This is a genomic window from Microbacterium sp. NPDC055455, assembly GCF_053619935.1.
In genome coordinates, this window is sequence record NZ_JBSHLB010000005.1 from 221,258 (window position 1) to 243,233 (window position 21,976).

22 protein-coding genes are annotated in these 21,976 nt (G+C 71.5%); 11 read left to right on the top strand and 11 right to left on the bottom strand.

What is annotated here, in order from left to right:
* Window positions 1-87: 87 nt before the first annotated feature.
* Together rlmB and cysS are read right to left on the bottom strand one after the other, a co-directional pair.
* Window positions 88-1,092 (bottom strand): 23S rRNA (guanosine(2251)-2'-O)-methyltransferase RlmB, encoded by a 1,005-nt coding sequence (gene rlmB, locus ACWGUG_RS14530; RefSeq protein WP_452325106.1) that lies wholly within the window; start codon window positions 1,090-1,092, stop codon window positions 88-90.
* Window positions 1,085-2,506: a cysteine--tRNA ligase gene (cysS, locus tag ACWGUG_RS14535; RefSeq protein ID WP_452325107.1), complete on the bottom strand. Its 1,422-nt coding sequence runs from the start codon at window positions 2,504-2,506 to the stop codon at window positions 1,085-1,087. Before cysS ends, rlmB begins: the two co-directional genes overlap by 8 nt.
* Before the next feature lie 79 nt (window positions 2,507-2,585).
* On the opposite strand from cysS, the gene ACWGUG_RS14540 reads away from it, so the two are divergent.
* Both ACWGUG_RS14540 and ACWGUG_RS14545 read left to right on the top strand, forming a co-directional pair.
* Window positions 2,586-3,518, top strand: a complete 933-nt coding sequence (locus tag ACWGUG_RS14540) for a DMT family transporter (RefSeq protein WP_452325108.1) — start codon at window positions 2,586-2,588, stop codon at window positions 3,516-3,518.
* Window positions 3,519-3,572: 54 nt separating this feature from the next.
* Complete coding sequence (locus ACWGUG_RS14545) at window positions 3,573-4,040, top strand: GNAT family N-acetyltransferase (RefSeq protein WP_452325109.1); 468 nt, start codon at window positions 3,573-3,575, stop codon at window positions 4,038-4,040.
* A 5-nt stretch (window positions 4,041-4,045) separates the two neighbouring features.
* On the opposite strand, the gene ispD is transcribed toward ACWGUG_RS14545, so the two are convergent.
* On the bottom strand, window positions 4,046-5,248 hold the full coding sequence (ispD, locus tag ACWGUG_RS14550) for a 2-C-methyl-D-erythritol 4-phosphate cytidylyltransferase (protein WP_452325110.1): 1,203 nt from the start codon (window positions 5,246-5,248) through the stop codon (window positions 4,046-4,048).
* Between the two features lie 87 nt (window positions 5,249-5,335).
* The gene (locus ACWGUG_RS14555; RefSeq protein ID WP_106816803.1) at window positions 5,336-5,818 is read right to left on the bottom strand and encodes a CarD family transcriptional regulator; all 483 of its coding nucleotides are present in this window, start codon (window positions 5,816-5,818) and stop codon (window positions 5,336-5,338) included.
* A gap of 258 nt (window positions 5,819-6,076) precedes the next feature.
* On the opposite strand from ACWGUG_RS14555, the gene ACWGUG_RS14560 reads away from it, so the two are divergent.
* Window positions 6,077-6,523, top strand: coding sequence for a DNA modification methylase (locus tag ACWGUG_RS14560; protein WP_378881995.1), 447 nt, complete (start codon window positions 6,077-6,079; stop codon window positions 6,521-6,523).
* Window positions 6,524-6,592: 69 nt separating this feature from the next.
* Here ACWGUG_RS14560 and ACWGUG_RS14565 read toward each other — a convergent pair whose 3' ends face one another.
* The gene (locus ACWGUG_RS14565) at window positions 6,593-7,276 is read right to left on the bottom strand and encodes a response regulator (protein ID WP_378881998.1); all 684 of its coding nucleotides are present in this window, start codon (window positions 7,274-7,276) and stop codon (window positions 6,593-6,595) included.
* Window positions 7,273-8,682 carry a sensor histidine kinase gene (locus ACWGUG_RS14570; protein ID WP_452325111.1) on the bottom strand — a complete coding sequence of 470 codons (1,410 nt, stop codon included), beginning with the start codon at window positions 8,680-8,682 and terminating at the stop codon, window positions 7,273-7,275. Before ACWGUG_RS14570 ends, ACWGUG_RS14565 begins: the two co-directional genes overlap by 4 nt.
* Window positions 8,683-8,849: 167 nt before the next feature.
* Here ACWGUG_RS14570 and phoU point away from each other — a divergent pair, with 167 nt between their 5' ends.
* Window positions 8,850-9,524 carry a phosphate signaling complex protein PhoU gene (gene phoU / locus ACWGUG_RS14575; protein WP_336396701.1) on the top strand — a complete coding sequence of 225 codons (675 nt, stop codon included), beginning with the start codon at window positions 8,850-8,852 and terminating at the stop codon, window positions 9,522-9,524.
* A 66-nt stretch (window positions 9,525-9,590) separates the two neighbouring features.
* On the opposite strand, the gene ACWGUG_RS14580 is transcribed toward phoU, so the two are convergent.
* A complete protein-coding gene (locus ACWGUG_RS14580; RefSeq protein ID WP_336396702.1) occupies window positions 9,591-10,340 on the bottom strand; it encodes a phosphoglyceromutase in 750 nt (249 codons plus the stop codon).
* 81 nt (window positions 10,341-10,421) lie between these two features.
* Between ACWGUG_RS14580 and ACWGUG_RS14585 the strand changes: the two genes are divergently transcribed.
* Complete coding sequence (locus tag ACWGUG_RS14585; RefSeq protein ID WP_452325112.1) at window positions 10,422-11,240, top strand: class I SAM-dependent methyltransferase; 819 nt, start codon at window positions 10,422-10,424, stop codon at window positions 11,238-11,240.
* Window positions 11,241-11,247: 7 nt separating this feature from the next.
* On the opposite strand, the gene ACWGUG_RS14590 is transcribed toward ACWGUG_RS14585, so the two are convergent.
* From ACWGUG_RS14590 to ACWGUG_RS14605, 4 genes are all read right to left on the bottom strand, one after another.
* A complete protein-coding gene (locus tag ACWGUG_RS14590; protein ID WP_452325113.1) occupies window positions 11,248-12,360 on the bottom strand; it encodes an FUSC family protein in 1,113 nt (370 codons plus the stop codon).
* Between the two features lie 14 nt (window positions 12,361-12,374).
* Entirely contained in the window at window positions 12,375-13,478 is a 1,104-nt protein-coding gene (gene ygfZ, locus ACWGUG_RS14595) for a CAF17-like 4Fe-4S cluster assembly/insertion protein YgfZ (RefSeq protein ID WP_452325114.1), read from the bottom strand.
* Between the two features lie 13 nt (window positions 13,479-13,491).
* Complete coding sequence (locus tag ACWGUG_RS14600; protein WP_452325115.1) at window positions 13,492-14,094, bottom strand: FABP family protein; 603 nt, start codon at window positions 14,092-14,094, stop codon at window positions 13,492-13,494.
* Window positions 14,095-14,228: 134 nt separating this feature from the next.
* Entirely contained in the window at window positions 14,229-14,519 is a 291-nt protein-coding gene (locus ACWGUG_RS14605) for a hypothetical protein (RefSeq protein ID WP_336396707.1), read from the bottom strand.
* Window positions 14,520-14,654: 135 nt separating this feature from the next.
* Between ACWGUG_RS14605 and ACWGUG_RS14610 the strand changes: the two genes are divergently transcribed.
* The 6 genes from ACWGUG_RS14610 (at window position 14,655) to pstA (ending at window position 21,965) form a co-directional block, all read left to right on the top strand.
* Window positions 14,655-15,359 (top strand): response regulator transcription factor, encoded by a 705-nt coding sequence (locus ACWGUG_RS14610; protein WP_336396708.1) that lies wholly within the window; start codon window positions 14,655-14,657, stop codon window positions 15,357-15,359.
* Window positions 15,360-15,467: 108 nt separating this feature from the next.
* Complete coding sequence (locus ACWGUG_RS14615) at window positions 15,468-17,633, top strand: RNA degradosome polyphosphate kinase (protein ID WP_336396709.1); 2,166 nt, start codon at window positions 15,468-15,470, stop codon at window positions 17,631-17,633.
* Window positions 17,630-18,568, top strand: a complete 939-nt coding sequence (locus tag ACWGUG_RS14620) for an NUDIX hydrolase (RefSeq protein WP_378882018.1) — start codon at window positions 17,630-17,632, stop codon at window positions 18,566-18,568. Before ACWGUG_RS14615 ends, ACWGUG_RS14620 begins: the two co-directional genes overlap by 4 nt.
* Window positions 18,569-18,731: 163 nt before the next feature.
* Entirely contained in the window at window positions 18,732-19,838 is a 1,107-nt protein-coding gene (locus ACWGUG_RS14625) for a phosphate ABC transporter substrate-binding protein PstS (RefSeq protein ID WP_378882021.1), read from the top strand.
* A 77-nt stretch (window positions 19,839-19,915) separates the two neighbouring features.
* Window positions 19,916-20,857 (top strand): phosphate ABC transporter permease subunit PstC, encoded by a 942-nt coding sequence (gene pstC / locus ACWGUG_RS14630; RefSeq protein WP_452325116.1) that lies wholly within the window; start codon window positions 19,916-19,918, stop codon window positions 20,855-20,857.
* A gap of 1 nt (window position 20,858) precedes the next feature.
* Window positions 20,859-21,965, top strand: a complete 1,107-nt coding sequence (gene pstA, locus ACWGUG_RS14635; RefSeq protein ID WP_336396713.1) for a phosphate ABC transporter permease PstA — start codon at window positions 20,859-20,861, stop codon at window positions 21,963-21,965.
* The last annotated feature ends 11 nt before the right edge of the window (window positions 21,966-21,976 follow it).

Consider the following 21,976-nt stretch of genomic DNA (forward strand, 5'->3'; position numbering starts at 1 on the left):
AGTCGTTGCGCCGGCGTCGGCCGGCCCTTCGTGTGACAAGCCCGCGCGGCGCCGGTCCATTCCCCGGAATGGGAATGCGTCGCCGCGTCAGGTGGTCGGGGCGCTGCGGAGCGTGGAGACCTGGTACAGGGCGACGGATGCCGCGATCCCCGCGTTGAGCGACTCGGCGGCCGCCGAGATCGGGATCGAGACGATCTGGTCGCAGGTCTCGGTCACCAGGCGCGAGAGCCCCTTGCCCTCCGAGCCGACGACGACCACGACGGGGCGGTCGGCGAGCTGCAGCGCGGGCAGCGAGACGTCGCCGTCGCCGTCGAGGCCGAGGACGAACACGCCCTGCTTCTTGAACTCCTTGAGCATCGTGGTGAGGTTGGCGGCGACGGCCACCGGGATCCGGGCCGCGGCGCCCGCGCTCGTCTTCCACGCCGCCGAGTTCACCCCGGCGGACCGGCGCTGCGGCACGATGACGCCCTGTCCGCCGAACGCCGCCGTCGAGCGGATGATCGCACCCAGGTTGCGCGGGTCGGTGACGCCGTCGAGCGCCACCAGCAGCGGCACCTCGCCGCGGTCGATGATCTGCTCGAGGAGGTCCTGCGGATGCGCGTACTGGTACGGCGGCACCTTCAGCGCGACGCCCTGGTGCACGCCGTCGAAGCCCGCCATCCGATCGAGCTCCGGCCGCGTCACCTCGAGCACCGGGATCTCGCGATGCGTCGCGAGGGCCAGCATCTCCTTGACGCGGTCGTCCATCTCGACGCGCTGCGCGATGTAGAGCGCCGTCGCGGGGATCTTCGCGCGCAGCGCCTCCAGCACCGAGTTGCGGCCGGTGACCGTCTCGGTGTCGTCGCCCGCCTTCGTCTTGGCGCGGTTCGGGCCCGCGCCCTGCGATGGCCGCTGCCCGGGCTTGCCCTTGCCGCCGGCGGCCGCGTAGCGCTCGGCGGCCGCCTTGCGCTTGCCCGCGACGTGCCAGCCGCGGTCCTCCGCCTTCGGCGTGGGGCCCTTGCCTTCGAGGGACTTGCGGCCGTGGCCGCCGGTGCCCTTCATGGCGCCCTTCTTCTTGCTGTTGCCCGCTCCGGGGCGTGCCGGCTTAGCCATCGTTCAAACTCCAGTGGGTTCCGTCTGCGGTGTCTTCCAGGGCGATCCCGGCCGCCGCGATCGCGTCGCGGATGCGGTCGGCCGCCGCCCAGTCCTTCGCGGCGCGCGCGTCGGCGCGCTGCGCGATCATCGCCCCCACCAGCGCGTCGAGGGCGGATGCCTCGGCCGAGGCGTCCGCCGCGTACCAGTGCGGGTCGAGGGGGTCGATTCCGAGCACGCCGGTCATCACGGCGACGTCGGCGAAGGCTCTGAGCGCGGCGTCCCGGTCGCCGGCATCCAGTGCCGAGTTGCCGTCCCGCACCGTCTCGTGCAGGACGGCGAGCGCCTGCGGGACGCCGAGGTCGTCGTCGAGGGCTGCAGCGAAGGCGAGGGGCACCTCGGCCGTCAGCCGCAGGTCGTCCGTGTCGTCGCGAAGCGTGCGCAGCGCCCTCTCGAGGAACGTGCGGATGCGCCCGATCGCCGTCTCGGCCTCGTCGAACGTCGACGTGGTGATGTCGAGGCTGGAGCGGTAGTGGGCGGCGGCGAGGGCGTAGCGGATGACGAGCGGGTCGCGCTCGCGGAGCACGTCCTCGGCGAGGATGAAGTTGAACAGCGACTTCGACATCTTCTGCGCGCCGACGGTGACCAGGCCGTTGTGCACCCAATAGCGGGCGAACCCGTCGCCGGCGGCGGTGGACTGCGCGAGCTCGTTCTCGTGGTGCGGGAAGCGCAGGTCGAGACCTCCGCCGTGGATGTCGAACTCGGCGCCGAGGTACCGCCGCGACATGGCGGAGCATTCGATGTGCCAGCCCGGGCGTCCCGGCCCCCACGGCGAGTCCCACATCGCGGAGGACGGCTCGTCGGCTTTGGCGCCCTTCCACAGCGCGAAGTCGCGGGGGTCGCGCTTGCCGCGCGCGTCCGCGTCGGCGGCGGGCTCCATGGCGTCGATGCTCTGGCGGGTCAGCGACCCGTAGTCCGCCCACGAGCGCACGTCGAAGTACACGTCGCCGGCGGCGGTGCCGCCGGCGGCGTACGCGTGACCGGACTCGATGAGCCGGGCGATGAGCTCCTGCATCTGCGGGATGGACGCCGTCGCGCGCGGCTCGTACGTCGGAGGAAGGATGCCGATGGTGGTGTAGGCGCGGGTGAACTCGAGCTCCATGCGATAGGCCAGGGCCCACCACGGCTCCCCGTCGGTCGCGTTGAGCAGCACCTTGTCGTCGATGTCGGTGACGTTGCGGACGAAGGTGACCCGACCGTAGCGGTGCGTCAGCCAGCGGCGGAGGATGTCGAAGCTCAGCGCGCCGCGGAGGTGGCCGATGTGGGGTCCGGACTGCACCGTGGGACCGCAGACGTAGACCGTGACGTTCTCGGGGTCGAGTGGCACGAAGTCGCGCAGGGCCTGCGCCTTGGTGTCGTACAGCTGAACCGTCACCGCACCAGCCTACCGGCGGGTCGTGCGGGGTCACTGGGCGAAGGCCCCGCGCAGCCGCCGGGGGTCGGGATATAAACGGATGGTGCATGTGCTCGCCGTCCTCGCCGCCGCCGTGCTGTTCGGCACCACGGGCACCTCCCAGGCCCTCGGCCCCGAGGGCACCACGCCGCTGTCGATCGGCGTCATGCGCATGGTGATCGGCGGCACCGGTCTCGCCGTCATCGCGTTCTCCCTCGCCGCCCGCCACGCACGCCGGCGGCCCTCGGCGGCGACGCGCCCCCGTCTCACGCTGCAGCCGCTGTCGCTGATGGTGCTCACCGGCGCGTGCCTCGCGCTGTACCAGCCGCTGTTCTTCCTCGGCACCGCCCGCAACGGCGTGGCCGTCGGCACGGTCGTCGCGCTCGGGTCGGCGCCGATCCTGGCCGGTCTCCTGGAGTGGGCGCTCACTCGGCGGACACCGACCCCGACCTGGATGGCGGCGACGGCGCTCGCGACGCTCGGGGTGGTGCTGCTGGGGTTCGGCGGCGAGGCGGGCGACGGCTCGGGGACGGACCCCCTCGGTCTTCTCGGCTCCGTGGGGGCGGGCGCGTCCTTCGCGGTCATCGCGAACGCCCAGCGGCGGCTGCTCGACGCCGGGTGGGATCCCTTCACCGTGGTGGGTGCGATGGGTGCGAGCTCGGCGGCGATCTGCGCCTTCGCGCTGCCGTTCGTCGACCTCGCGTGGCTCGGCACGGGCTCGGGCGTCGCGATGGCGTTGTGGCTGGGCCTGGGCACCATCTCGATCGCGTACGTGCTGTTCACATGGGGGCTCAGCGGGCTCACCGCGGCGACGGCGGCGACCCTGACCCTCGGCGAGCCGCTGACGGCCAGCGTCCTCGGGATCGTCGTGCTGGGCGAACGGCTGTCGGCGCTGGCCGTCGTCGGGCTCGTCGTGCTCGCCGCCGGTCTGGCGCTGCTCGCCTGGGGATCACGCGCACCGCGGGACCCCGCACCCTACGCCGTGGAGGCGTGACGGCGCGCGGGCCGAAACACGGCGGCAATCCGGCGATGGCACACTGGGCGGGACATGCAGCGCACCATCGAGATCCGCACCGACGACCTGAGCGGCGACGCGACCAGACGCCTCATCGCGCGCCACCTCGCCGGCATGCACGACACCTCTCCTCCCGACAGCGTGCACGCGCTCGACATCGACGCGCTGCGGCATCCGTCCCTCTCGGTCTGGTCGGCGTGGATCGACGGCGAGCTGGCGGGCGTGGGCGCGCTGAAGGCGCTGGACGCCGACCGAGGCGAGATCAAGTCGATGCGCGTCGACGACCGCTTCCTCGGGTTCGGGGTGGGCCGGGCGCTGCTGCGGCACATCATGGACGACGCGCGCCGGCGCGGGATGGGCACGCTGTGGCTCGAGACCGGGACGACGCCCGAGTTCCTGCCCGCGCAGCGGCTCTACGAGAGCGAGGGATTCACGCACTGCGGACCGTTCGGGGACTACGCGCTCGACCCGTTCTCGGTCTTCATGACCCGCGTGCTCTGATCCGCTCAGGCGGGCACGACGAGCGCCACCGCGAACGCCGACACGCCTTCGCCCGCTCCGGCGAAGCCCAGACCGTCGGTGGTCGTGGCCGAGACCGACACCGGCGCTCCCCCGAGCGCGGCCGACAGCGCGCTCTCGGCCTCGAGGCGACGTGCGGCGAACCGGGGGCGATTGGCCTGCACCTGGACCGACACGTTGCCCACCCGCCACCCCGCCTCGCCGAGGATCGCGGCGGTCCTGGTGAGGAAGGCGTCGGCATGCGCACCGGCGTACTCGGGGTGATCCGTTCCGAAGTGGGTGCCGATGTCGCCGAGTCCGGCCGCAGCCAGCAGCGCGTCGACGATCGCGTGCGCGACGGCGTCGCCGTCGGAATGGCCCGAGAGAGGCACCTCGCCCGGCCACTCCAGGCCAGCGAGCCAGAGCGTCCCGTCGCCGCCGAACGCGTGCACGTCGGTGCCGACGCCCACCCGCGGCGCGACCGCAGCAGGCGCGGGATGCGATGCGTCGGGCGATTGCGGCGCCGCGACGAGGTGGCGGGCGCGTTCCAGGTCCGCGGGCGTGGTGATCTTGAAGGCGAGCGGATGCCCCGGCACGGCCACGACGGGATGACCGGCCGCCGCGACGAGGGCGGCGTCGTCGGTGAACTCCACGGCGGCGCCGGCATATGCCGCGTCCAGCACCTCCCGCCGGAAGCCCTGCGGCGTCTGGGCCGCCGCGAGTTCTGCACGGTCCACGGCTGCCACGATCTCGTCGCCGGACACGCGCTTGATGGTGTCGATGACCGGGAGCACCGGGATCGCACCGTCGGCTCCGGCGACGACGGCGCCGACGACGCGGGCGAACACCTCGGCGGGAGTCAGCGCGCGGGCCGCGTCGTGGACGAGCACGACCTCGACGTCCTCCCGCAGTGCCCGCAGGCCGGCAGCGACGGACCCCTGGCGGGTGCCGGCGCCCGTGACGACGGAGACGAGGTCGCGTTGATCGGCCGCGGCGACCAGGGCCTCGTCGAGCGCATCCTCCTCGCGGCCCTCCGGCGCCACGATGACGACCTGTGCCGGCGCCGCGGCGAGCACGCCGAGCAGGGCGTGCCGGAGGATGCTCCGGCCGTCGATCCGGGCGAACGCCTTCGGCGTCGATGCACCCAGGCGGGTTCCGGAGCCGGCGGCCACGACGATGACGCCGACGTGCGGCACGGGGGTGATGCTCACCCGTTCACGCTATCGCGCCCGGGGATCGCATTCTCCCGGGGCAGACAGCGGAACGGCGCCCCGTGGGGCGCCGTTCCGGTGTCTGTCTCAGCTTGCGAGGACCTCGTCGAGGAGGACGCTGGCCTGCTCCTCGTCGGTCTTCTCGGCGAGAGCGAGCTCGGAGATGAGGATCTGCTTCGCCTTGGCGAGCATGCGCTTCTCACCCGCGGACAGGCCGCGGTCCTGATCGCGGCGCCACAGGTCGCGGACGACCTCGCTGACCTTGATCACATCGCCGGAGGCGAGCTTCTCGAGGTTCGCCTTGTAGCGGCGGGACCAGTTCGTGGGCTCTTCCGTGAACGGCGCGCGCAGCACCTCGAAGACCTTGTCGAGGCCCTCCTTGCCGATGACATCGCGGACGCCGACCAGGTCGACGTTCTCTGCGGGTACTTCGATGATGAGATCACCCTGCGTGACGTTGAGCTTCAGGTACTTCTTCGTCTCGCCCTTGATGATCCGGTCTTTGACCTCGATGATCGTTGCCGCCCCGTGGTGGGGGTAGACGACCGTCTCGCCAACCTCAAAAAGCATGGAGTTATGTCCTTTCGGCAACCTCCAGGATACCACAGGAGAAATACGCTAAGGTTCTCCGCCCCATCCCTCCCCGGCCGCGCCTCGCACGTGCGGCGTGGACCGTTCCGGCGGTGCCGAACCCCCTAGAATGCTGGAGAACCGTCATCCGTCTTGGGAGGATCCGTGATCTCGATACACCGCCGCAACGGTTTTGCGAACGGCCGATTCGCGGCGGCACCGGGTTCGAGGGGTCGACGGCTCGTCGCGTCGCTCGCCATGGGCGGCGCCCTCGCCCTGACCGCGACCGGCTGCGCGATGATCTCGCCGCAGGCGACCACGATCTCGTACTCGGCTGCGGAGGGCACCAACGTCGTCGGCGCCGGCCCCGTGCAGGTGCGCAACGCCCAGATCGTCGCGAACGAGGACGGCTCCGAGGGCAACTTCGTGGCGGCGCTGGTGAACGACACCGACGAGACCCAGACCCTCAACATCGACTTCGGGGGCGAGGATTCCGACATCTCCCTGACGGTCCGGGTTCCCGCTGACACCGTGCTCAGCCTGGGCGCCGAGGACGGCGAGGAGCCGATCCTCATCGAGGACCTCGACACCATGCCGGGCGCGTACATCGACGCGTACTTCCAGTCCGGCGACGCCGAGGGCGAGCTCGTCTCGGTCCCCGTGCTCGACGGCACCCTGGACTATCTCACGGCGCTCGCGCCGTGACCTGACCGACTCCGCGAACGCGAAGAGGGCGCCCCGGTGGGGCGCCCTCTTCGCGTATGCCGTGGGTGCTCAGCCTTCGAAGCGGTAGCCGAGGCCCCGCACCGTGACCAGCATCTCGGGGGCACCGGGGTTCTTCTCGATGCGCGAGCGGATGCGCTTGATGTGCACGTCGAGCGTCTTGGTGTCGCCGAAGTAGTCGCTCCCCCACACGCGGTCGATGAGCTGACCGCGGGTGAGCACCCGGCCGGCGTTGCGCATCAGAACCTCCAGCAGCTCGAATTCCTTCAACGGCATGTTGATCTCGCCGCCGTCGACGGCCACGGTGTGCCGATCGATGTCGAGCACCACCCGGCCGCCCTCCAGGACGCGGTCCTCGAGGTCCGCGTCGAGCTGCGAGAAGCGTCGCAGCACCGCCCGCATGCGGGCGAGCAGCTCGCGCGCCGAGTAGGGCTTGGTGACGTAGTCGTCGGCGCCCAGTTCGAGTCCCACCACGATGTCGACCTCCGAGTCCTTCGCGGTGAGCATGATGATCGGCACCGACGATGTCGTGCGGATCTGCCGGCACACCTCGGTTCCGGGCATCCCGGGCAGCATCAGGTCGAGCAGCACGATGTCGGCGCCGCGCTCGCGGAACGCCGTCAGCGCGGCCGGGCCGTCCTCGGCGATCTCGACGTCGTACCCTTCGCGACGGAGGAGGTAGGCGAGCGGGTCGGCGAGGTCGGGCTCGTCCTCGACGATCAGGACGCGGGTCATGCGGGATCTCCATTTCCGGCGGAAGCATGTTCGCCACGAGAGGCGGACGGGGCTTTGCGGGGACGCCTGGGCTTCGCAGGGACGTCGCGCGCCGCTGCGGGCGCAGCCACGGGCGCCGCAGGCGCCGGGGCGGGAGCGGGCGCAACGGGGGCGGCGGAACCGGCGGGCGCGGGCGCAGTGGTGCCGGCGGGGGCCTTCTGCACAGCGCTCGCGTCGGCCGAGGACGCCCGCCGCTTCTTGCGTCCCCGCTTCGGCGCGGGGTCGACCTCAGGGGCGTCCGCCTGCGGCAGGCGGATGGTGAAGGTGGAGCCGCGGCCGGGCCGCGACCACAGCCGCACCTCGCCGCCGTGACGCTGGACGGCGTGCTTCACGATCGAGAGGCCGAGGCCGCTCCCGCCCGTGCGGCGGGCCCGTGCCGGGTCGGCGCGATAGAAGCGCTCGAACACGCGGTCCTGCTCGCCTTCGGCGATGCCGATGCCGCGGTCGGTCACCGCGATCTCGACGACGCGGTCGGCGGCCTTGATGCCGATGCCCACGCTCGATCCCCGCGGCGAATACGCGATCGCGTTCGCGATCAGGTTGCCGACGGCCTCGCTCAGCACCTGCGCGTCCCCGAGCACGTACAGGCCGCGCGCGCCGCCGCGCACCACCTCGACGCCGGCGGAGTCCGCCTGGATCGCGTGGGCGTCCAGGGCGCCGGCTACGACCTCGTCGATCGAGACGATCCGGGCCGGCAGCTCATCGGCCGCCTGCAGCCGCGAGAGGTTCATGATGCGCGAGGTCAGCAGGGCGAGCCGTGCGGCCTCGGCCTGCAGGCGCGTCGCGAAGATGCGCACCTGGGGCGGGTCGTCGGCGGCGGACTCGATGGCCTCGGCGAGCAGGCTCACCGCGCCCACGGGCGTCTTCAGCTCATGGCTCGTGTTGGCGACGAAGTCGCGGCGCATCTCCTCGACGCGCTCGCGCTCGGTGATGTCGCGCAGCACGAGGAGGGTGAGCCGCGGCGAGATGCGCGACGCGCGCACCGAGACCAGCCGGGGTTCGGCCGGCGGCGCCCCGCGTCGCAGCCGCATCGTCTGGGTCGCCGTCGTCTCGGTCGCGATCGCGTCGCTGGTGCGCACGCGACGGGCGAGGGCCCGCAGCTCGTCGGTCGGAAGCGAGCCGCCCTCCGCGAGCTCGAACGCGGCGGCCGCCGACGAGGCGGCCAGGACGGTGAACGAGGCGTCCACGACGATCGCGGCGTCGTCCATGCCGTGGAGCACGCCGCGCACTCCGTCAGGGACCTCCACCGAGCTCTCGATGAGAGCGCGATCGCGCGCCCGCATCGCCGCGACGACGAGGGCGGAGACCGAGCCGCCGACGACGATGCCCGCGAGGAGGGCGAGCAGCGCGAGCTGCGTCGTGTCCATGCCACCAGCGTACGGGCACGCCCACGGCGCCGTCGGACGGCGGCGGTGACGACGGCGCACGCGCCCGCCAGTGTTCACCGATGCGGCACCATCCGTTAACCTTCCCTGACGAGAATCGCCGGGGCGCTGGCTTGTGCCTTCCCCGGAACCACGAAAGGTGCATCGGAATGCGCGAAGTCTTCCACCAGTCTCTCGAGGACGTGCAGGGGCGTCTCGTCGAGATCGCCGAGCTCGTCACGATCGCCATCGACAAGGCGACGCGTGCGTTCGGCACGAGCGACGTGTCGCTCGCGGAGGAGGTCATCGAGGCCGACGCCGTCATCGACGAGAAGGCGATCGCGCTCGACGAGCTCGCGATCGAGATCCTGGCCCGTCAGCAGCCGGTGGCGCGGGATCTGCGCATCGTGGTGAGCGCGCTGCGCATGAGCGCGTCGCTCGAGCGCATGGGCGACATCGCCGAGCACATCGCTCAGCTCACCCGCATGCGCTTCCCCGAGCGGGCCATCCCCAAGGGCCTGAAGTCGACCTTCCTGCGGATGGGCGAGCTCGATGTCGAGGCGGCGCGCCAGCTGACCGAGCTGCTGCGCACCCAGGACGGCGACCTCATCGACGAGATCCGCAACGCTGACGACAAGCTCGACGAGCTGCACGTCTCGGTGTTCGAGAAGGTGCTGAGCGACAGCTGGCAGGGCGATCCGTCGGCGACCGTCGACGCGACCCTCGCCAGCCGTTACCACGAGCGCTTCGGCGACCATGCCGTCTCGGTGGCGAAGAAGGTCGCCTACCTGTCGACGGGCGACTGGACCAGCAGCACCGACACCATCGACGTCATCCACGGCTGAGCCCACGGACGGAAGAAGGGACCGGATGCCTCAGCCGAGGCATCCGGTCCCTTCTGCTCGCCGGTGCTACTTCTTGCCCTGGTTGGCGACCGCGGCGGCGCCCGCGGCGGCGGCCTCGGGGTCGAGGTACTCGCCCGGGCTGAGCGGCTCGAGGTTCTCGTCGAGGCGGTAGACCAGCGGGATGCCGGTCGGGATGTTCAGCTCGGCGATGTCGGCGTCGCTGATGCCGTCGAGGTGCTTCACCAGGCCGCGCAGCGAGTTGCCGTGCGCCGTCACGAGAACGGTCTTGCCCGCCTTCAGGTCGGGCACGATGTCGCTGTGCCAGTACGGCAGCATGCGGTCGATGACGATCTTGAGCGACTCGGTGTCGGGCACCTCGCCGTCGATGTCGGCGTAGCGCGGGTCGCCGACCTGGCTGTACTGGTCGTCGGCCGGCAGCGGCGGCGGCGGCACGTCGAACGAGCGGCGCCACAGCATGAACTGGTCCTGGCCGAACTCCTCGAGCGTCTGGGCCTTGTCCTTGCCCTGCAGCGCGCCGTAGTGACGTTCGTTCAGGCGCCACGAGCGCTTGACCGGGATCCACAGGCGGTCGGCGGCGTCCAGCGCGATGTCGGCGGTCTGGATGGCGCGGCTGAGCACGGAGGTGTGGAGGACGTCGGGAAGGATGCCGGACTCGGCGAGCAGCTCGCCGCCGCGCTGGGCCTCGGCCTTGCCCTGCTCGGTGAGTCGGACGTCGACCCAGCCGGTGAACTGGTTGGTCTTGTTCCACTCGCTCTGGCCGTGTCGAAGGAGGATCAGCGTGTAGGGCGCGGTCATGCGCCCCATGATATCGGCGCGGGGCGGCCCTCCCCCGTCCTGTGTCCCCGGCATGGCACTCCCCGCTGGCATCATGGGGGGATGGCGCGGGGACCGGTCGGGCAGATCACGCGCGGCACCACCGGGACGAACCGGCTGCGGCGGGTGGACCGCTGGATCGCCCGGCACCCCGCCCTGCGCCGCTCGACCGATCCGCTCGTGATCGACCTCGGGTACGGCGCAAGCGGTGTCACCGCACTCGAGCTGTACGCCCGCCTCGTCCGCGCGCGCCCCGACGTCGAAGTCCTGGGCCTCGAGATCGATCCCGGCCGCGTCGCCCGCGCCCGAACCCAGCTCGCGGCGGTGCGCGCGGGCGAGACGACGTTCCCGGCCGATGCGCGGGTGTCGTTCGCCCGCGGCGGGTTCGAGGTGCCGGTGCCGGACGGGCGGCGTCCGGCGGTGATCCGGGCCTTCAACGTGCTGCGGCAGTACGACGAGCCGGAGGTGGCGGGCGCGTGGACGGCGATGGCGTCGCGCCTCGCGCCGGGCGGACTGCTCGTGGAGGGCACCTGCGACGAGATCGGCCGCATCGCGACGTGGGTCGCCCTGGGGACCGACGCCGCGCCGCGCACCCTCACCGTGTCGCTGCGGCTGGCCGGGCTGCAGCATCCGTCCGTCGCCGCGGAGCGGCTTCCGAAGGCGCTCATCCACCGCAACGTGCCGGGGCAGCGCGTGCACGCGTTCCTGTCGGCGCTCGACGCGGAATGGGACCGCGCCGCCGCAGTCGCCCCGTTCGGGCCCGTGCACCGGTGGCGCACGGCGCTGGCGGCGCTCGTCGACGGCGGGTGGCCGGTTCTCGAGCGCTCCCGCTGGCGGCTCGGCGAGGCGACGGTGCCGTGGGAGGCCGTGGCCCCGGGGTGACGCGAGGCTAGACGCGCGGCAGCACGGCGCGCGCGTCGGCCGAGGGCATGCCCGTCGCGGTCAGCAGGTCGACGGCGAGCGGGCGAAGCGCCGTGATGAGGTTCAGCTCGGTCTGCGTGCCGTCCGGGAGGATCCGCGCGGGATCCAGCCGCGCCGCCACGGCGGCGACGGCCTCCCGCGCCGGCGGCTGCAGCGAGATGTCATCGAGGCTCTCCCCCACCAGCTCCGCCGCGCGCATGAGCTCGGCCAGCACGTCGGCCGGCACAGGGCGGCGCTGCCCGTCCTCGCACAGGTAGACCGCGCGCCGCGCGACGACCCGCAGGTTGCGCGTCGCGAAGTCCATCGCCAGCAGCACGCCATGGTGCCGCCGCAGCTCGGCACGCTGGGGGCGGAGCCACGGTGAGAAGCCGGCGACCGCCAGACTCGAGTCCAGCGACGCCCGCCAGTCGTCGACGCGCGGCGCGATCGCGCGCGCCTTCTCCAGGCCCCTGGCCGCCCGGATCGGGTCGCCTCGACGCAGCGCCTGCACGATGGTGCGCGCCGCCGAGTCCGCCGCGGCGAACACCGCATGGCCGTCCCGCGCCTCTTCGCGGCGGGGGTTGCGCGGGATGAGCGCGGTCACCAGCAGCGCGGCGACCCCGCCGACGACGCCGTCGACGACGCGCGCGAACGGCTGGCTCGCCGGCAGCGACATCACGATCGACGCCTGGATGCCGGCCATGATCGCGAAGGGCGGGAAGGGCGAGAGGAAGCGGGCGACCACCAGCGTCACCCCGAGGGCCAGCGCCAGCTGCCACCACCCCGGCCCCACCACCACGACGAAGGCCTCCGCGACGAGGATCCCGACGATCATGCCCACCACGGTCTCGAGCACCCGCTTCGGGCGGGCATCGCGGACGAGCCCGAGGCTGGAGATGGTGACGGTCGCGGCCAGCAGCGGCGCGGGATGGCCGACCACGTAGTGCGCGAAGGCCCATGCCGCGGTCGCCGCCACCGTGATCTGCACGATGGCCAGCGCCGAGCCGCGGACGCGGGTGAGCGGCGGCCGGAGGTCGAAGCGGGCGCGCCATCCGGTCGGAACGGCTTGCGTGATCGCGGCGGTGTCGCCGTCTCCGCTCACCGTCGGACCCTGACCTACTGCGCCGCGCTGCGGCGCGAGAGCCGGGTGATCCTGGGCACGTTCGCCGTGGCGCCGGCGTCGGGCGGCACGATGACCTCCTGCGCCGCGGCGACGGGACCGTCTTCGGTGTCGACGGTGAGGGCGGCGTCGACGGGGGTCGTGCGCCGCACCACGGCCAGGGCGATCGGCCCCTCCTCGTGGTGCAGGGCGGCGGAGGTCACGATGCCCACCTCGGCGTCGCCGAGCCGCACCGCGGCGCCGTGCGCGGGCAGCACGCTGCCGGAGCCGTCCAGCTGCAGCGCGACCATCCGCCGCGGCGGGTGGCCGAGGTTGTGCACCTTGGCGACGGTCTCCTGACCGCGGTAGCAGCCCTTCTCGAGATGCACGGCCGTGCGCAGCCAGTCCAGCTCGTGCGGCAGCGCCCGCTCGTCGACGTCGGTCGTCCACCGCGGGCGCCATGCCGCGACGCGCAGCGCGTCGACCGCGGCGAGGCCGGCGAGCTCGAGCTCGCCGCGGGCTGCGGCATCCGCGATCCGTCGCTCCTCGTCGCGCGTGACGATCGCCTCGGCCCAGTCGCGGTCGGCGCCGGGGTGGGGGTCGACCGGCGCGTAGGCATGGCCGCCGGGCATGACATCGGGCCACGGATCCTGCCAGACCAGCGGCACTCCGGACGGCGCGGCCGGCGTGATGCGCGCGAGCGCCGACGCCGTGCCCCCGACCACCGCGAACTCGTCGGCGATCCGCGGGTCCACGCGGAGCCGGAAGCGCATCCTGCGCAGCCAGCCGTGCAGGCCTTCGACATCGGCGCGGTCGGCGATGAGCCAGGTCGTCTCGCCGTCGTCGACGACGGATGCCGCGTGCTCGACGTGCCCCTGGGGGTCGAGGATCAGCAGCTCGGTGCCGACGCCGGGCTGGAGCCGGGCGAGGGCCTGCGACGAGAGCGAGTCGAGCCAGGTGAGCCGGTCCTCGCCGGGGACGGCGATGACGGCACGGTCCCCGAGCGGCGCCACGGCCGCCCCCGCGGCGAGGCGCCGCTGCTCGACGAGCGGATTACCCACGTGCTGGAGACCCGCGTCGTCGACGACGGCCCCGGGGAGGGCGGCGAACAGGTCGGTCATCGGTGCTCCCCGCTCAGTCGGCCCGGGCGAGACGCGCGGACGCGTGCGCGGCGAGCTCGTAGCCGAGCGCGGCGATGTCCCACGCCCACAGCAGGTGCCCGTCGACGAGTCCGTACATGCGGGTGGCCGCCGCGTAGTTCTTCGCGCCCGCCGGCCGCACGACGGCATCGGTGGCGATGTCGATCCGCGGGCCCTTGATCTGGCCGAGGTACAGCTCGCTCACGCCGTCGGCGTGCACGATCGCCGCCTCGATGTCGAAGCCGCCGTCGGCGTTGCGCAGCCGTTCGATGTCTTCGGCGCCGCGCGCGACCGGTGCGGCCGTCGGCGGAAGGAGACCGGGGCCGGCATCGGCGTCCGTGGCCGGACGGGACAGGCGCCAGTAGCCGAGCTCGGCGACCAGGCGCGTGCGCGACCCCGGGTCGTCGGCGTCGTGCAGCCACGCCTCGGCCGAGTAGTTGAGGTAGTCGCCGCCGTCATGGCTGAAGCTGACCCGGTGGGTGAACTCACCGGTCAGCGAGTGCTCCCCGTAATCGATGACGCCGGTGCCCTCCCAGACCCCGATGAGCCAGGACATCGGGACGAGTTCGGCGGGGAGGTCGGTCGGGATGTCGATCACGACGGACCCGTCAGCGCTGGCCGCGGTACAGGTTCTTGAGGACGACCGCGGAGACGAAGGCGATCGCGAGCGAAGCCAGACCGAGCAGGCCCACGTAGAAGAGTTCGAGCGCGACGAGATCCATGGCAAGGAGTCTAGCCGGGAACGAGGGCGGCGAGTCCGAAGCCCAGGCTGATGACGCCCATCACGAGGGCGGCGCCGAGCATGCTGGCCGCGACCCGCTCGGTGAAGCCCTGCGAGCGGCCCGGCCAGAGCTGGATCGCGAACGCCGCGATGAGGCATCCGCCCAGTCCCACCGCCAGCCATGCCCCGCGCCAATCGGGGGTGGCCAGGACGCCGATCACGATCGCGATCACGGCCGCGAGCACCCACACGGCGATGATCCCGCCGAGCGTGCGCCGGGGTGCGAGGTCGGGGATGGCCACGGCTCCATCATCCCGCATGACGGCGCGTGGCGCACGCTTCGGCGGCGGCGTCGGGCTCTCGCGATCGGAGCGCACGGCCGCCACGCCCTACACTGGGGTTCGCGGCGCGCCCCCACGTGCCGGGAAGGCGATCCATTGGCACAGCTCCTGGTTCTCAGTTCCACGCACGGAGGCGGTCCCGTCCTGCCCTCGCTCGAACTGCTGAGTCACCGCGTGCGCCAGATCCCGGCCGAGCCGGCGCAGCTCGTCAACGCGCCGAGCGCCGACGTCATCTTCGTCGACGCGCGCGTGGACCTCGTCGGCGCCAAGTCGCTGTGCAAGATCCTCAACACGACGGGCCTGGATGCCCCGCTCCTGCTGATCGTCACCGAGGGCGGGCTCACCGCGGTGTCGCCCGACTGGGGCGTCGACGACGTCATCCTCTTCACCGCCGGACCCGCCGAGGTCGACGCCCGGATCCGCCTGGCCGTCGGCCGCCAGTCGGCCGAGCAGGTCTCGACGCGCATCCAGACCTCGGGCATCACGATCGACGAGTCCTCGTACTCGGCCAAGGTGCACGGCCGCGCGCTGGACCTCACGTACAAGGAGTTCCAGCTCCTCCACTTCTTCGCCACGCACCCCTCCCGGGTGTTCACGCGCGAGCAGCTGCTGAGCGAGGTGTGGGGGTACGACTACTTCGGCGGCACCCGCACCGTCGACGTGCACGTCCGGCGTCTGCGCGCCAAGCTCGGCGACATGGAGCAGCTCATCGGCACCGTGCGCAACGTGGGCTACCGCTTCAACGTCTACGAGGACGAGCCGGAGCCTGCTCCGGTGCCGCGCGAGCGCAGCGACGCCTGAGACGGATGCCGCGGCCCGCCGCGGCATCCGCGCATCCGCTGCTGCGGGCGTCGCCGGCGGCCCCGACTCGTTCACACTCTCGACACGCGACCCTGCAATGATGAGGGGATGATCGAACCCGAGGTGCTCGACGCCGGCCTGGGCGACGCGGACGACGACGACTTCGACCTCGAGGAGGTCTTCGACTCCCAGCTGCCCGATCACCGGTACCTGGATCGCGAGGTCAGCTGGCTCTCGTTCAACCAGCGGGTGCTCGAGCTCGCGGAGGATCACCGTCTGCCGGTGCTCGAGCGGGCGAACTTCCTCGCGATCTTCGCGAGCAACCTGGACGAGTTCTTCATGGTGCGCGTGGCGGGCCTCAAGCGCCGCATCGTCACCGGCCTCGCCGTTCCCACGAACGTCGGCCGCTCCCCCGCGGACGTCCTCGCCGACATCTCGGCCGACGCCCACCGCCTGCAGCTGCGCCACGCCGAGACGTGGAAGAGCCACGTCAAGCCCGCCATGGCCGAGGCGGGCATCGAGGTCGTCTCGTACGAGACGCTCCAGGCGGACGAGCGCGCCCAGCTCTACGAGTACTTCCAGGCGCAGGTCTTCCCGGTCCTCATGCCGCTCGCGGTCGACCCCGCCCACCCGTTCCCCTACATCTCGGGCCTGTCGCTCAACCTCGCGATCCGCATCCGCAGCGCGCGCACCGGGCGCCAGGAGTTCGCCCGCCTCAAGGTGCCGCCCATGCTCCCCCGGTTCGTCGAGCTTCCCCCGGCCGACGGCGCGGTGCGCTACCTGCCGCTGGAGGACCTGATCTCCAACCACCTCGACGACCTCTTCCCGGGGATGGAGGTGCTCGACCACCACGCCTTCCGCCTCACCCGCAACGAAGACGTCGTGATCGAGGAGGACGAGACGGAGAACCTCATCCAGGCGCTCGAGGCGGAGCTGCTGCGGCGGCGCTTCGGCCCGCCGATCCGCCTGGAGATCACCGATGACATGGACGACGTGACGCTCGACCTCCTCATCAAGGAGCTCGACATCACCGAGCAGGAGGTCTACCGCCTCCCCGGCCCGCTCGATCTGCGCGGGCTGTTCGACCTGTCGCGCATCAACCGGCCCGACCTGCACTACAAGCCGCACGTGCCCACGACCGCCCTGGCGTTCCAACCCGGCGACAACAACGAGCGCCCCGACATCTTCTCGTCGATCCGCAAGGGCGACGTGCTCGTGCAGCACCCGTACGAGTCGTTCGCGACCAGCGTGCAGGCGTTCCTGGAGCAGGCGGCCAAGGACCCGCACGTCCTGGCCATCAAGCAGACGCTGTACCGCACCTCCGGTGACAGCCCGATCGTGGAGGCGCTGATCGACGCCGCCGAGGCCGGGAAGCAGGTGCTCGCCCTCGTCGAGATCAAGGCCCGCTTCGACGAGGCGAACAACATCGTGTGGGCGCGCAAGCTCGAGAAGGCCGGCGTGCACGTCGTCTACGGGCTCGTGGGCCTGAAGACCCACTGCAAGCTCGCCCTGGTGATCCGCGAGGAGAACGGTGTGCTGCGCAGCTACAGCCACGTCGGCACCGGCAACTACAACCCCAAGACGAGCCGCATCTACGAGGACTACGGCCTGTTCACGGCCGACGACCAGGTCGGTCGCGACCTGACGCGCCTGTTCAACGAGCTCAGCGGCTACGCCATCGAGAAGAAGTTCAAGCGCCTCCTGGTGGCGCCGCTGCACCTGCGCAAGGGGCTGCTCCGCCTGATCGACAAGGAGCGGCGCAACGCGCAGGCCGGCAAGCCCGCGAGCGTGCGCATCAAGGTGAACTCGATCGTCGACGAGCAGATCATCGACGCGCTGTACCGCGCCAGCCAGGCGGGAGTGAAGGTGGAGGTGTGGGTGCGCGGCATCTGCGCGCTCAAGCCCGGCGTCGAAGGGGTCAGCGACAACATCACGGTGCGCTCCATCCTCGGCCGGTACCTGGAGCATTCGCGGATCTTCGCGTTCCACAACGACGGCGACCCGATCGTGTACATCGGCAGCGCCGACATGATGCACCGCAACCTCGACCGCCGGGTCGAGGCCCTGGTGCGGGTGTCGTCCCCCGCCCACGTGAAAGAGATGAACGACCTCTTCACGCTCGCGATGAGCGACACGACCAGTTCGTGGCACCTCGGCCCGGACGGCGAGTGGGTCAGGCACCACACCGACGCCGACGGCAAGCCGCTGCTGGACATCCAGGACCGCCGGATGACCAACGTCCAGCGCCGCCGGCGCGCGCGGGCGGTGCGATGACCGAGACCGCGATCTACGCGGCCGGCGGGGTGGTCTGGCGCATCGTCGACGAGAAGGTGCTCATCCTCCTCATCCACCGCACCAAGTACCGCGACGTCACGCTGCCCAAGGGCAAGGTCGACCCGGGCGAGATGCTCGCTGAGACGGCGGTCCGCGAGATCCACGAGGAGACCGGCATCCGCGTCGCCCTCGGGGTGGCAGTCGGCGTCTCGCGCTACCGGCTCCCCAGCAAGCGCACCAAGATCGTGCACTACTGGGCCGCCGAGGCGACCGACGCCGCGATCCGCGCGTCGGCGTTCGTGCCGAACAAGGAGATCGCCGCGCTCGAGTGGGTCTCGCCCAAGAAGGCCCTCAAGCGGCTCAGCTATCCCGTCGACCGCGAGATCGTCGAGCACTTCCTCCGGCTCATGGACGAAGGCGTCCTGCGCACTTTCCCCATCATCGCGCTGCGCCACGCCAAGGCCCTCGCGCGCGAGGAGTGGAAGGGGAAGGATGCCGCGCGCCCGCTGTCGCCCCGCGGCCGCAAGCAGGCGAGCGCCATCGTCGGTCCGCTCCAGGCGTTCGGCGTGAGACGCATCATCTCGAGCCCGGCGACGCGCTGCGCCGACACCGTGAAGCCGCTGGCCGCCGCGCTCGGTCGGCGGATCGAGCTCACCAAGCTCATCAGCCAGGACGCGTGGGAGGACGGCAAGTCCGACGCCCGCACGATCATCGGCGAGCGCGTGCGTGCGCGCAAGCCCGCCGTCCTGTGCAGCCACGGACCGGTGCTCCCCGACATCCTGAGCGAGCTCGCCCTGGCCACCGGCACGCTGCGCGGCTCGTACCTCGGCAGCGCGTCCGCCCTGGAGACGGGAGCGTTCTCTGTGGCCCACCTCTCGGTCGACAATCCCGGTTCCGGCATCGTCGCGATCGAGACCCACGAGCCGAAGGTCTGACCGGGGGCGCCCCCCGCGCACCCCTGCCCGTTCACCTCCCGTTCACCTGCGCAGCGCACTCTCTTAAGAGTCCGAGCCTACGTTTCAGAGCGAACCCCGCACCGGGTTCCCACCCGAAGGTCCTGCACGGACCTGATTCCCTGACACGTGAAGGATTCACACAGTGAAGATCTCCCGCATCGCCCAGGTGGGCGCTGTCGCCGCTGTCGCGGCCCTCGCCCTTGCCGGCTGCGCCGCCAACGAGACCGCTCCCGGCGACACCGGCGGCACCACCTCCGACCTCTCCGGCGAGATCGCCGGCGGCGGATCGTCGGCGCAGGAGGTGGCGGTCCAGGCCTGGACCGCCGGTTTCCAGACCGCGAACCCCGACGTCACCATCACCTACGACCCGTCCGGCTCCGGCGCTGGCCGCGAGTCGTTCCAGGCGGGCGCCTTCCCGTTCGCGGGCTCGGACCGCGCCTTCACCATCGAGGAGATCGAGGCCGGCCCGTTCGACGCGTGCGTGGACGGCTCGGGCATCATCGAGCTCCCGACCTACATCTCGCCGATCGCGGTCATCTTCAACATCGAGGGCGTGGACGCGCTGAACCTCGACGCCGCCGCGATCGCGGGCCTCATGGCCGGCACGATCACCAACTGGAACGACCCGGCGATCGCCGCGCTCAACGAGGGCGTGACGCTTCCCGATCTGGCCGTGACGCCGGTGCACCGCGCCGACGACTCGGGCACCACCGAGAACTTCACCGACTACCTGTTCCAGGCCGCCGGTGACGTCTGGACGAGCGAGCCCGACGGTGTCTGGCCGCTCTCGTCCGGCGAGGCTGCGCAGGGCACCTCGGGTGTCGTCTCGGCCGTCGCAGGCGGCAACGGCACCATCGGCTACGCCGACGCCTCCCGCGCTGCCGAGGAGGGCCTCTCGACCGCCGCCGTCAAGGTCGGCGACGAGTTCGTCGAGTACTCGCCCGAGGCCGCTGCGGCGATCGTCGACGCGTCGCCGCTCGAGGAGGGCCGCGGTGAGGGCGACCTCGCCATCGAGCTCCAGCGCACCTCGGACGAGGCCGGCGTCTACCCCATCGTCCTCGTCAGCTACATGATCGCGTGCCAGGAGTACGCCGACGCGGCGGTCGCACCGATCGTCAAGGGCTACCTGCAGCACGTCGCCAGCGCCGAGGGCCAGGACGCCGCGGCCGAGGCCGCCGGCAGCGCCCCGATCTCGGACACCCTGCGCGAGCAGGTCAACGCGGCGATCGACCTGATCGTCACGGACTGAGAACATCGATGCCCGGCCCGGTCGTCCACGACCGGGCCGGGCATCGCCCCTGAGAAGACCCGAACCCGAAGGACACCATGACGACGACCACCGCCCCCGCGGCCAAGGTCAAGCAGAGACCAGGAGACCGCTGGTTCTCGGGGACCGCACTCTCGGCCGGCCTGATGATCCTCGTCACGCTGGCCGCCGTCGCGCTGTTCCTCATCATCCAGTCCATCCCGGGCCTCACCGCCACGAGCGAGACCGCGAGCATCCTCACCGGGAATTTCTGGGAGTATGTGTGGCCCCTCGTGTTCGGCACGGTGTGGGCGTCGTTCCTGGCGCTGCTCATGGCTGTCCCGCTCGCGGTCGCCGTCGCGCTCTTCATCTCGCACTACGCACCGCGTCGCCTGGCGCAGGGTCTCGGCTACGTCGTCGACCTGCTGGCCGCGGTGCCCTCCGTCGTCTTCGGCCTCTGGGGCATCCTCGTGCTCGCCCCCGCCGTCCAGCCGGTCTATGCCTGGCTCAACGCCAACATGGGGTGGTTCCCCCTCTTCGGCGGCACGGTGTCCAGCACCGGCCGGACGATCTTCACCGCTGCGATCGTGCTGGCCGTCATGGTCGTCCCCATCATCACCGCCATCTGCCGCGAGATCTTCCTGCAGACTCCCGTCCTCCACGAGGAGGCCGCGCTCGCGCTGGGCGCCACCCGCTCGGAGATGATCCGCATGGCTGTGTTCCCGTTCGGGCGCAGCGGCATCGTCTCGGCCTCGATGCTCGGCCTGGGCCGCGCCCTGGGCGAGACGATGGCCGTCGCCATGGTGCTCTCGGCGACCGGCGTCGTGACCTTCCAGCTCTTCACGTCGGAGAACCCCAGCACGATCCCCGCGAACATCGCGCTCACGTTCCCCGAGGCGTACGGCACCAACATCAACGTGCTGATCTCCACGGGCCTCATCCTCTTCATCGTCACCTTCGCGGTCAACGCCATCGCCCGATGGATCGTCAGCCGTCGCAAGGAATTCTCGGGGGCGAACTGACATGACCGTGACGACCGCTCCTCCCGAGGCGCCGCAGCAGGCGCCGGTCCGCGAGACACCGCGCCTGACCAGCGGGCACCTGCCCGCATGGGGGCCGTGGGCCATCCTCGCCGGCAGCCTCGCCATCAGCGCGATCCTGTTCGGCGTCCTCTCGATCGGCTCCGGCGAGGGCTTCAACCTCGCCGGGTGGGGCGTCGTGGCCGCCCTGCTGTACCTCGCGCTCATCACGACCACCTCCTCGCTCGTCGAGGGACGGCGCAAGGGCGTCGACCGGCTCGTGACGGGCGTCGTCACGATCGCCTTCCTCGTGGCCATGGTGCCGCTCGTCTCGCTCGCGATCACCGTGCTGGTCAACGGCGTCGCGGGCCTGTCCGCCGAATTCTTCACCTCGTCGATGCGCAACGTCGTGGGCGAGGGCGGCGGCGCGCTGCACGCGATCGTCGGCACCCTGCTCATCACGCTGGCGGCGGCGGTCATCTCGATCCCGATCGGCATCTTCGCCGCGATCTACCTCGTGGAGTACGGCGCGGGGAACCGGGTCGCACGCGGCATCACCTTCCTCGTCGACGTGATGACCGGCATCCCGTCGATCGTGGCCGGCCTCTTCGCGTACGCCGTCTTCGCGCTGTTCTTCGGTCCCGGCATCCGCATGGGCATCATGGGCTCGATCGCGCTGGCGGTGCTGATGATCCCCGTCGTCGTGCGATCCACCGAGGAGATGCTCCGCCTCGTGCCCAACGAGCTGCGCGAGGCGTCGTACGCGCTCGGCGTGCCGAAGTGGCGCACCATCGCCAAGGTCGTCCTCCCGACGTCGGTCGCCGGAATCACCACCGGCGTCATGCTGTCGATCTCGCGCGTCATCGGCGAGACGGCGCCGCTGCTGCTCACTGCCGGCGTCGCCACCTCGATGAACTACAACCTCTTCGACGGGCGCATGATGACGCTCCCGGTGTTCGTCTACACGCAGTACATGAACGCGGGCATCCCCGTCGAGGCGTACCACAACCGCGCCTGGGCCGCCGCGCTCGTCCTCATCGTCATCGTCATGCTCCTCAACCTCATCGCGCGCATCGTCGCGAGGGTCTTCTCGCCGAAGCTCGGCCGCTGAGCATCCCCAAC

Excerpts from the sequence above, each read along its gene's own strand:
- rlmB (WP_452325106.1), bottom strand. The coding sequence starts at position 1,092 with ATGGCTAAGCCGGCACGCCCCGGAGCGGGCAACAGCAAGAAGAAGGGC.
- ACWGUG_RS14540 (WP_452325108.1), top strand. The coding sequence starts at position 2,586 with ATGGTGCATGTGCTCGCCGTCCTCGCCGCCGCCGTGCTGTTCGGCACC.
- ACWGUG_RS14545 (WP_452325109.1), top strand. The coding sequence starts at position 3,573 with ATGCAGCGCACCATCGAGATCCGCACCGACGACCTGAGCGGCGACGCG.
- ACWGUG_RS14555 (WP_106816803.1), bottom strand. The coding sequence starts at position 5,818 with ATGCTTTTTGAGGTTGGCGAGACGGTCGTCTACCCCCACCACGGGGCG.
- ACWGUG_RS14560 (WP_378881995.1), top strand. The coding sequence starts at position 6,077 with ATGGGCGGCGCCCTCGCCCTGACCGCGACCGGCTGCGCGATGATCTCG.
- ACWGUG_RS14565 (WP_378881998.1), bottom strand. The coding sequence starts at position 7,276 with ATGACCCGCGTCCTGATCGTCGAGGACGAGCCCGACCTCGCCGACCCG.
- ACWGUG_RS14570 (WP_452325111.1), bottom strand. The coding sequence starts at position 8,682 with ATGGACACGACGCAGCTCGCGCTGCTCGCCCTCCTCGCGGGCATCGTC.
- phoU (WP_336396701.1), top strand. The coding sequence starts at position 8,850 with ATGCGCGAAGTCTTCCACCAGTCTCTCGAGGACGTGCAGGGGCGTCTC.
- ACWGUG_RS14580 (WP_336396702.1), bottom strand. The coding sequence starts at position 10,340 with ATGACCGCGCCCTACACGCTGATCCTCCTTCGACACGGCCAGAGCGAG.
- ACWGUG_RS14585 (WP_452325112.1), top strand. The coding sequence starts at position 10,422 with ATGGCGCGGGGACCGGTCGGGCAGATCACGCGCGGCACCACCGGGACG.
- ygfZ (WP_452325114.1), bottom strand. The coding sequence starts at position 13,478 with ATGACCGACCTGTTCGCCGCCCTCCCCGGGGCCGTCGTCGACGACGCG.
- ACWGUG_RS14615 (WP_336396709.1), top strand. The coding sequence starts at position 15,468 with ATGATCGAACCCGAGGTGCTCGACGCCGGCCTGGGCGACGCGGACGAC.
- ACWGUG_RS14620 (WP_378882018.1), top strand. The coding sequence starts at position 17,630 with ATGACCGAGACCGCGATCTACGCGGCCGGCGGGGTGGTCTGGCGCATC.
- pstC (WP_452325116.1), top strand. The coding sequence starts at position 19,916 with ATGACGACGACCACCGCCCCCGCGGCCAAGGTCAAGCAGAGACCAGGA.
- pstA (WP_336396713.1), top strand. The coding sequence starts at position 20,859 with ATGACCGTGACGACCGCTCCTCCCGAGGCGCCGCAGCAGGCGCCGGTC.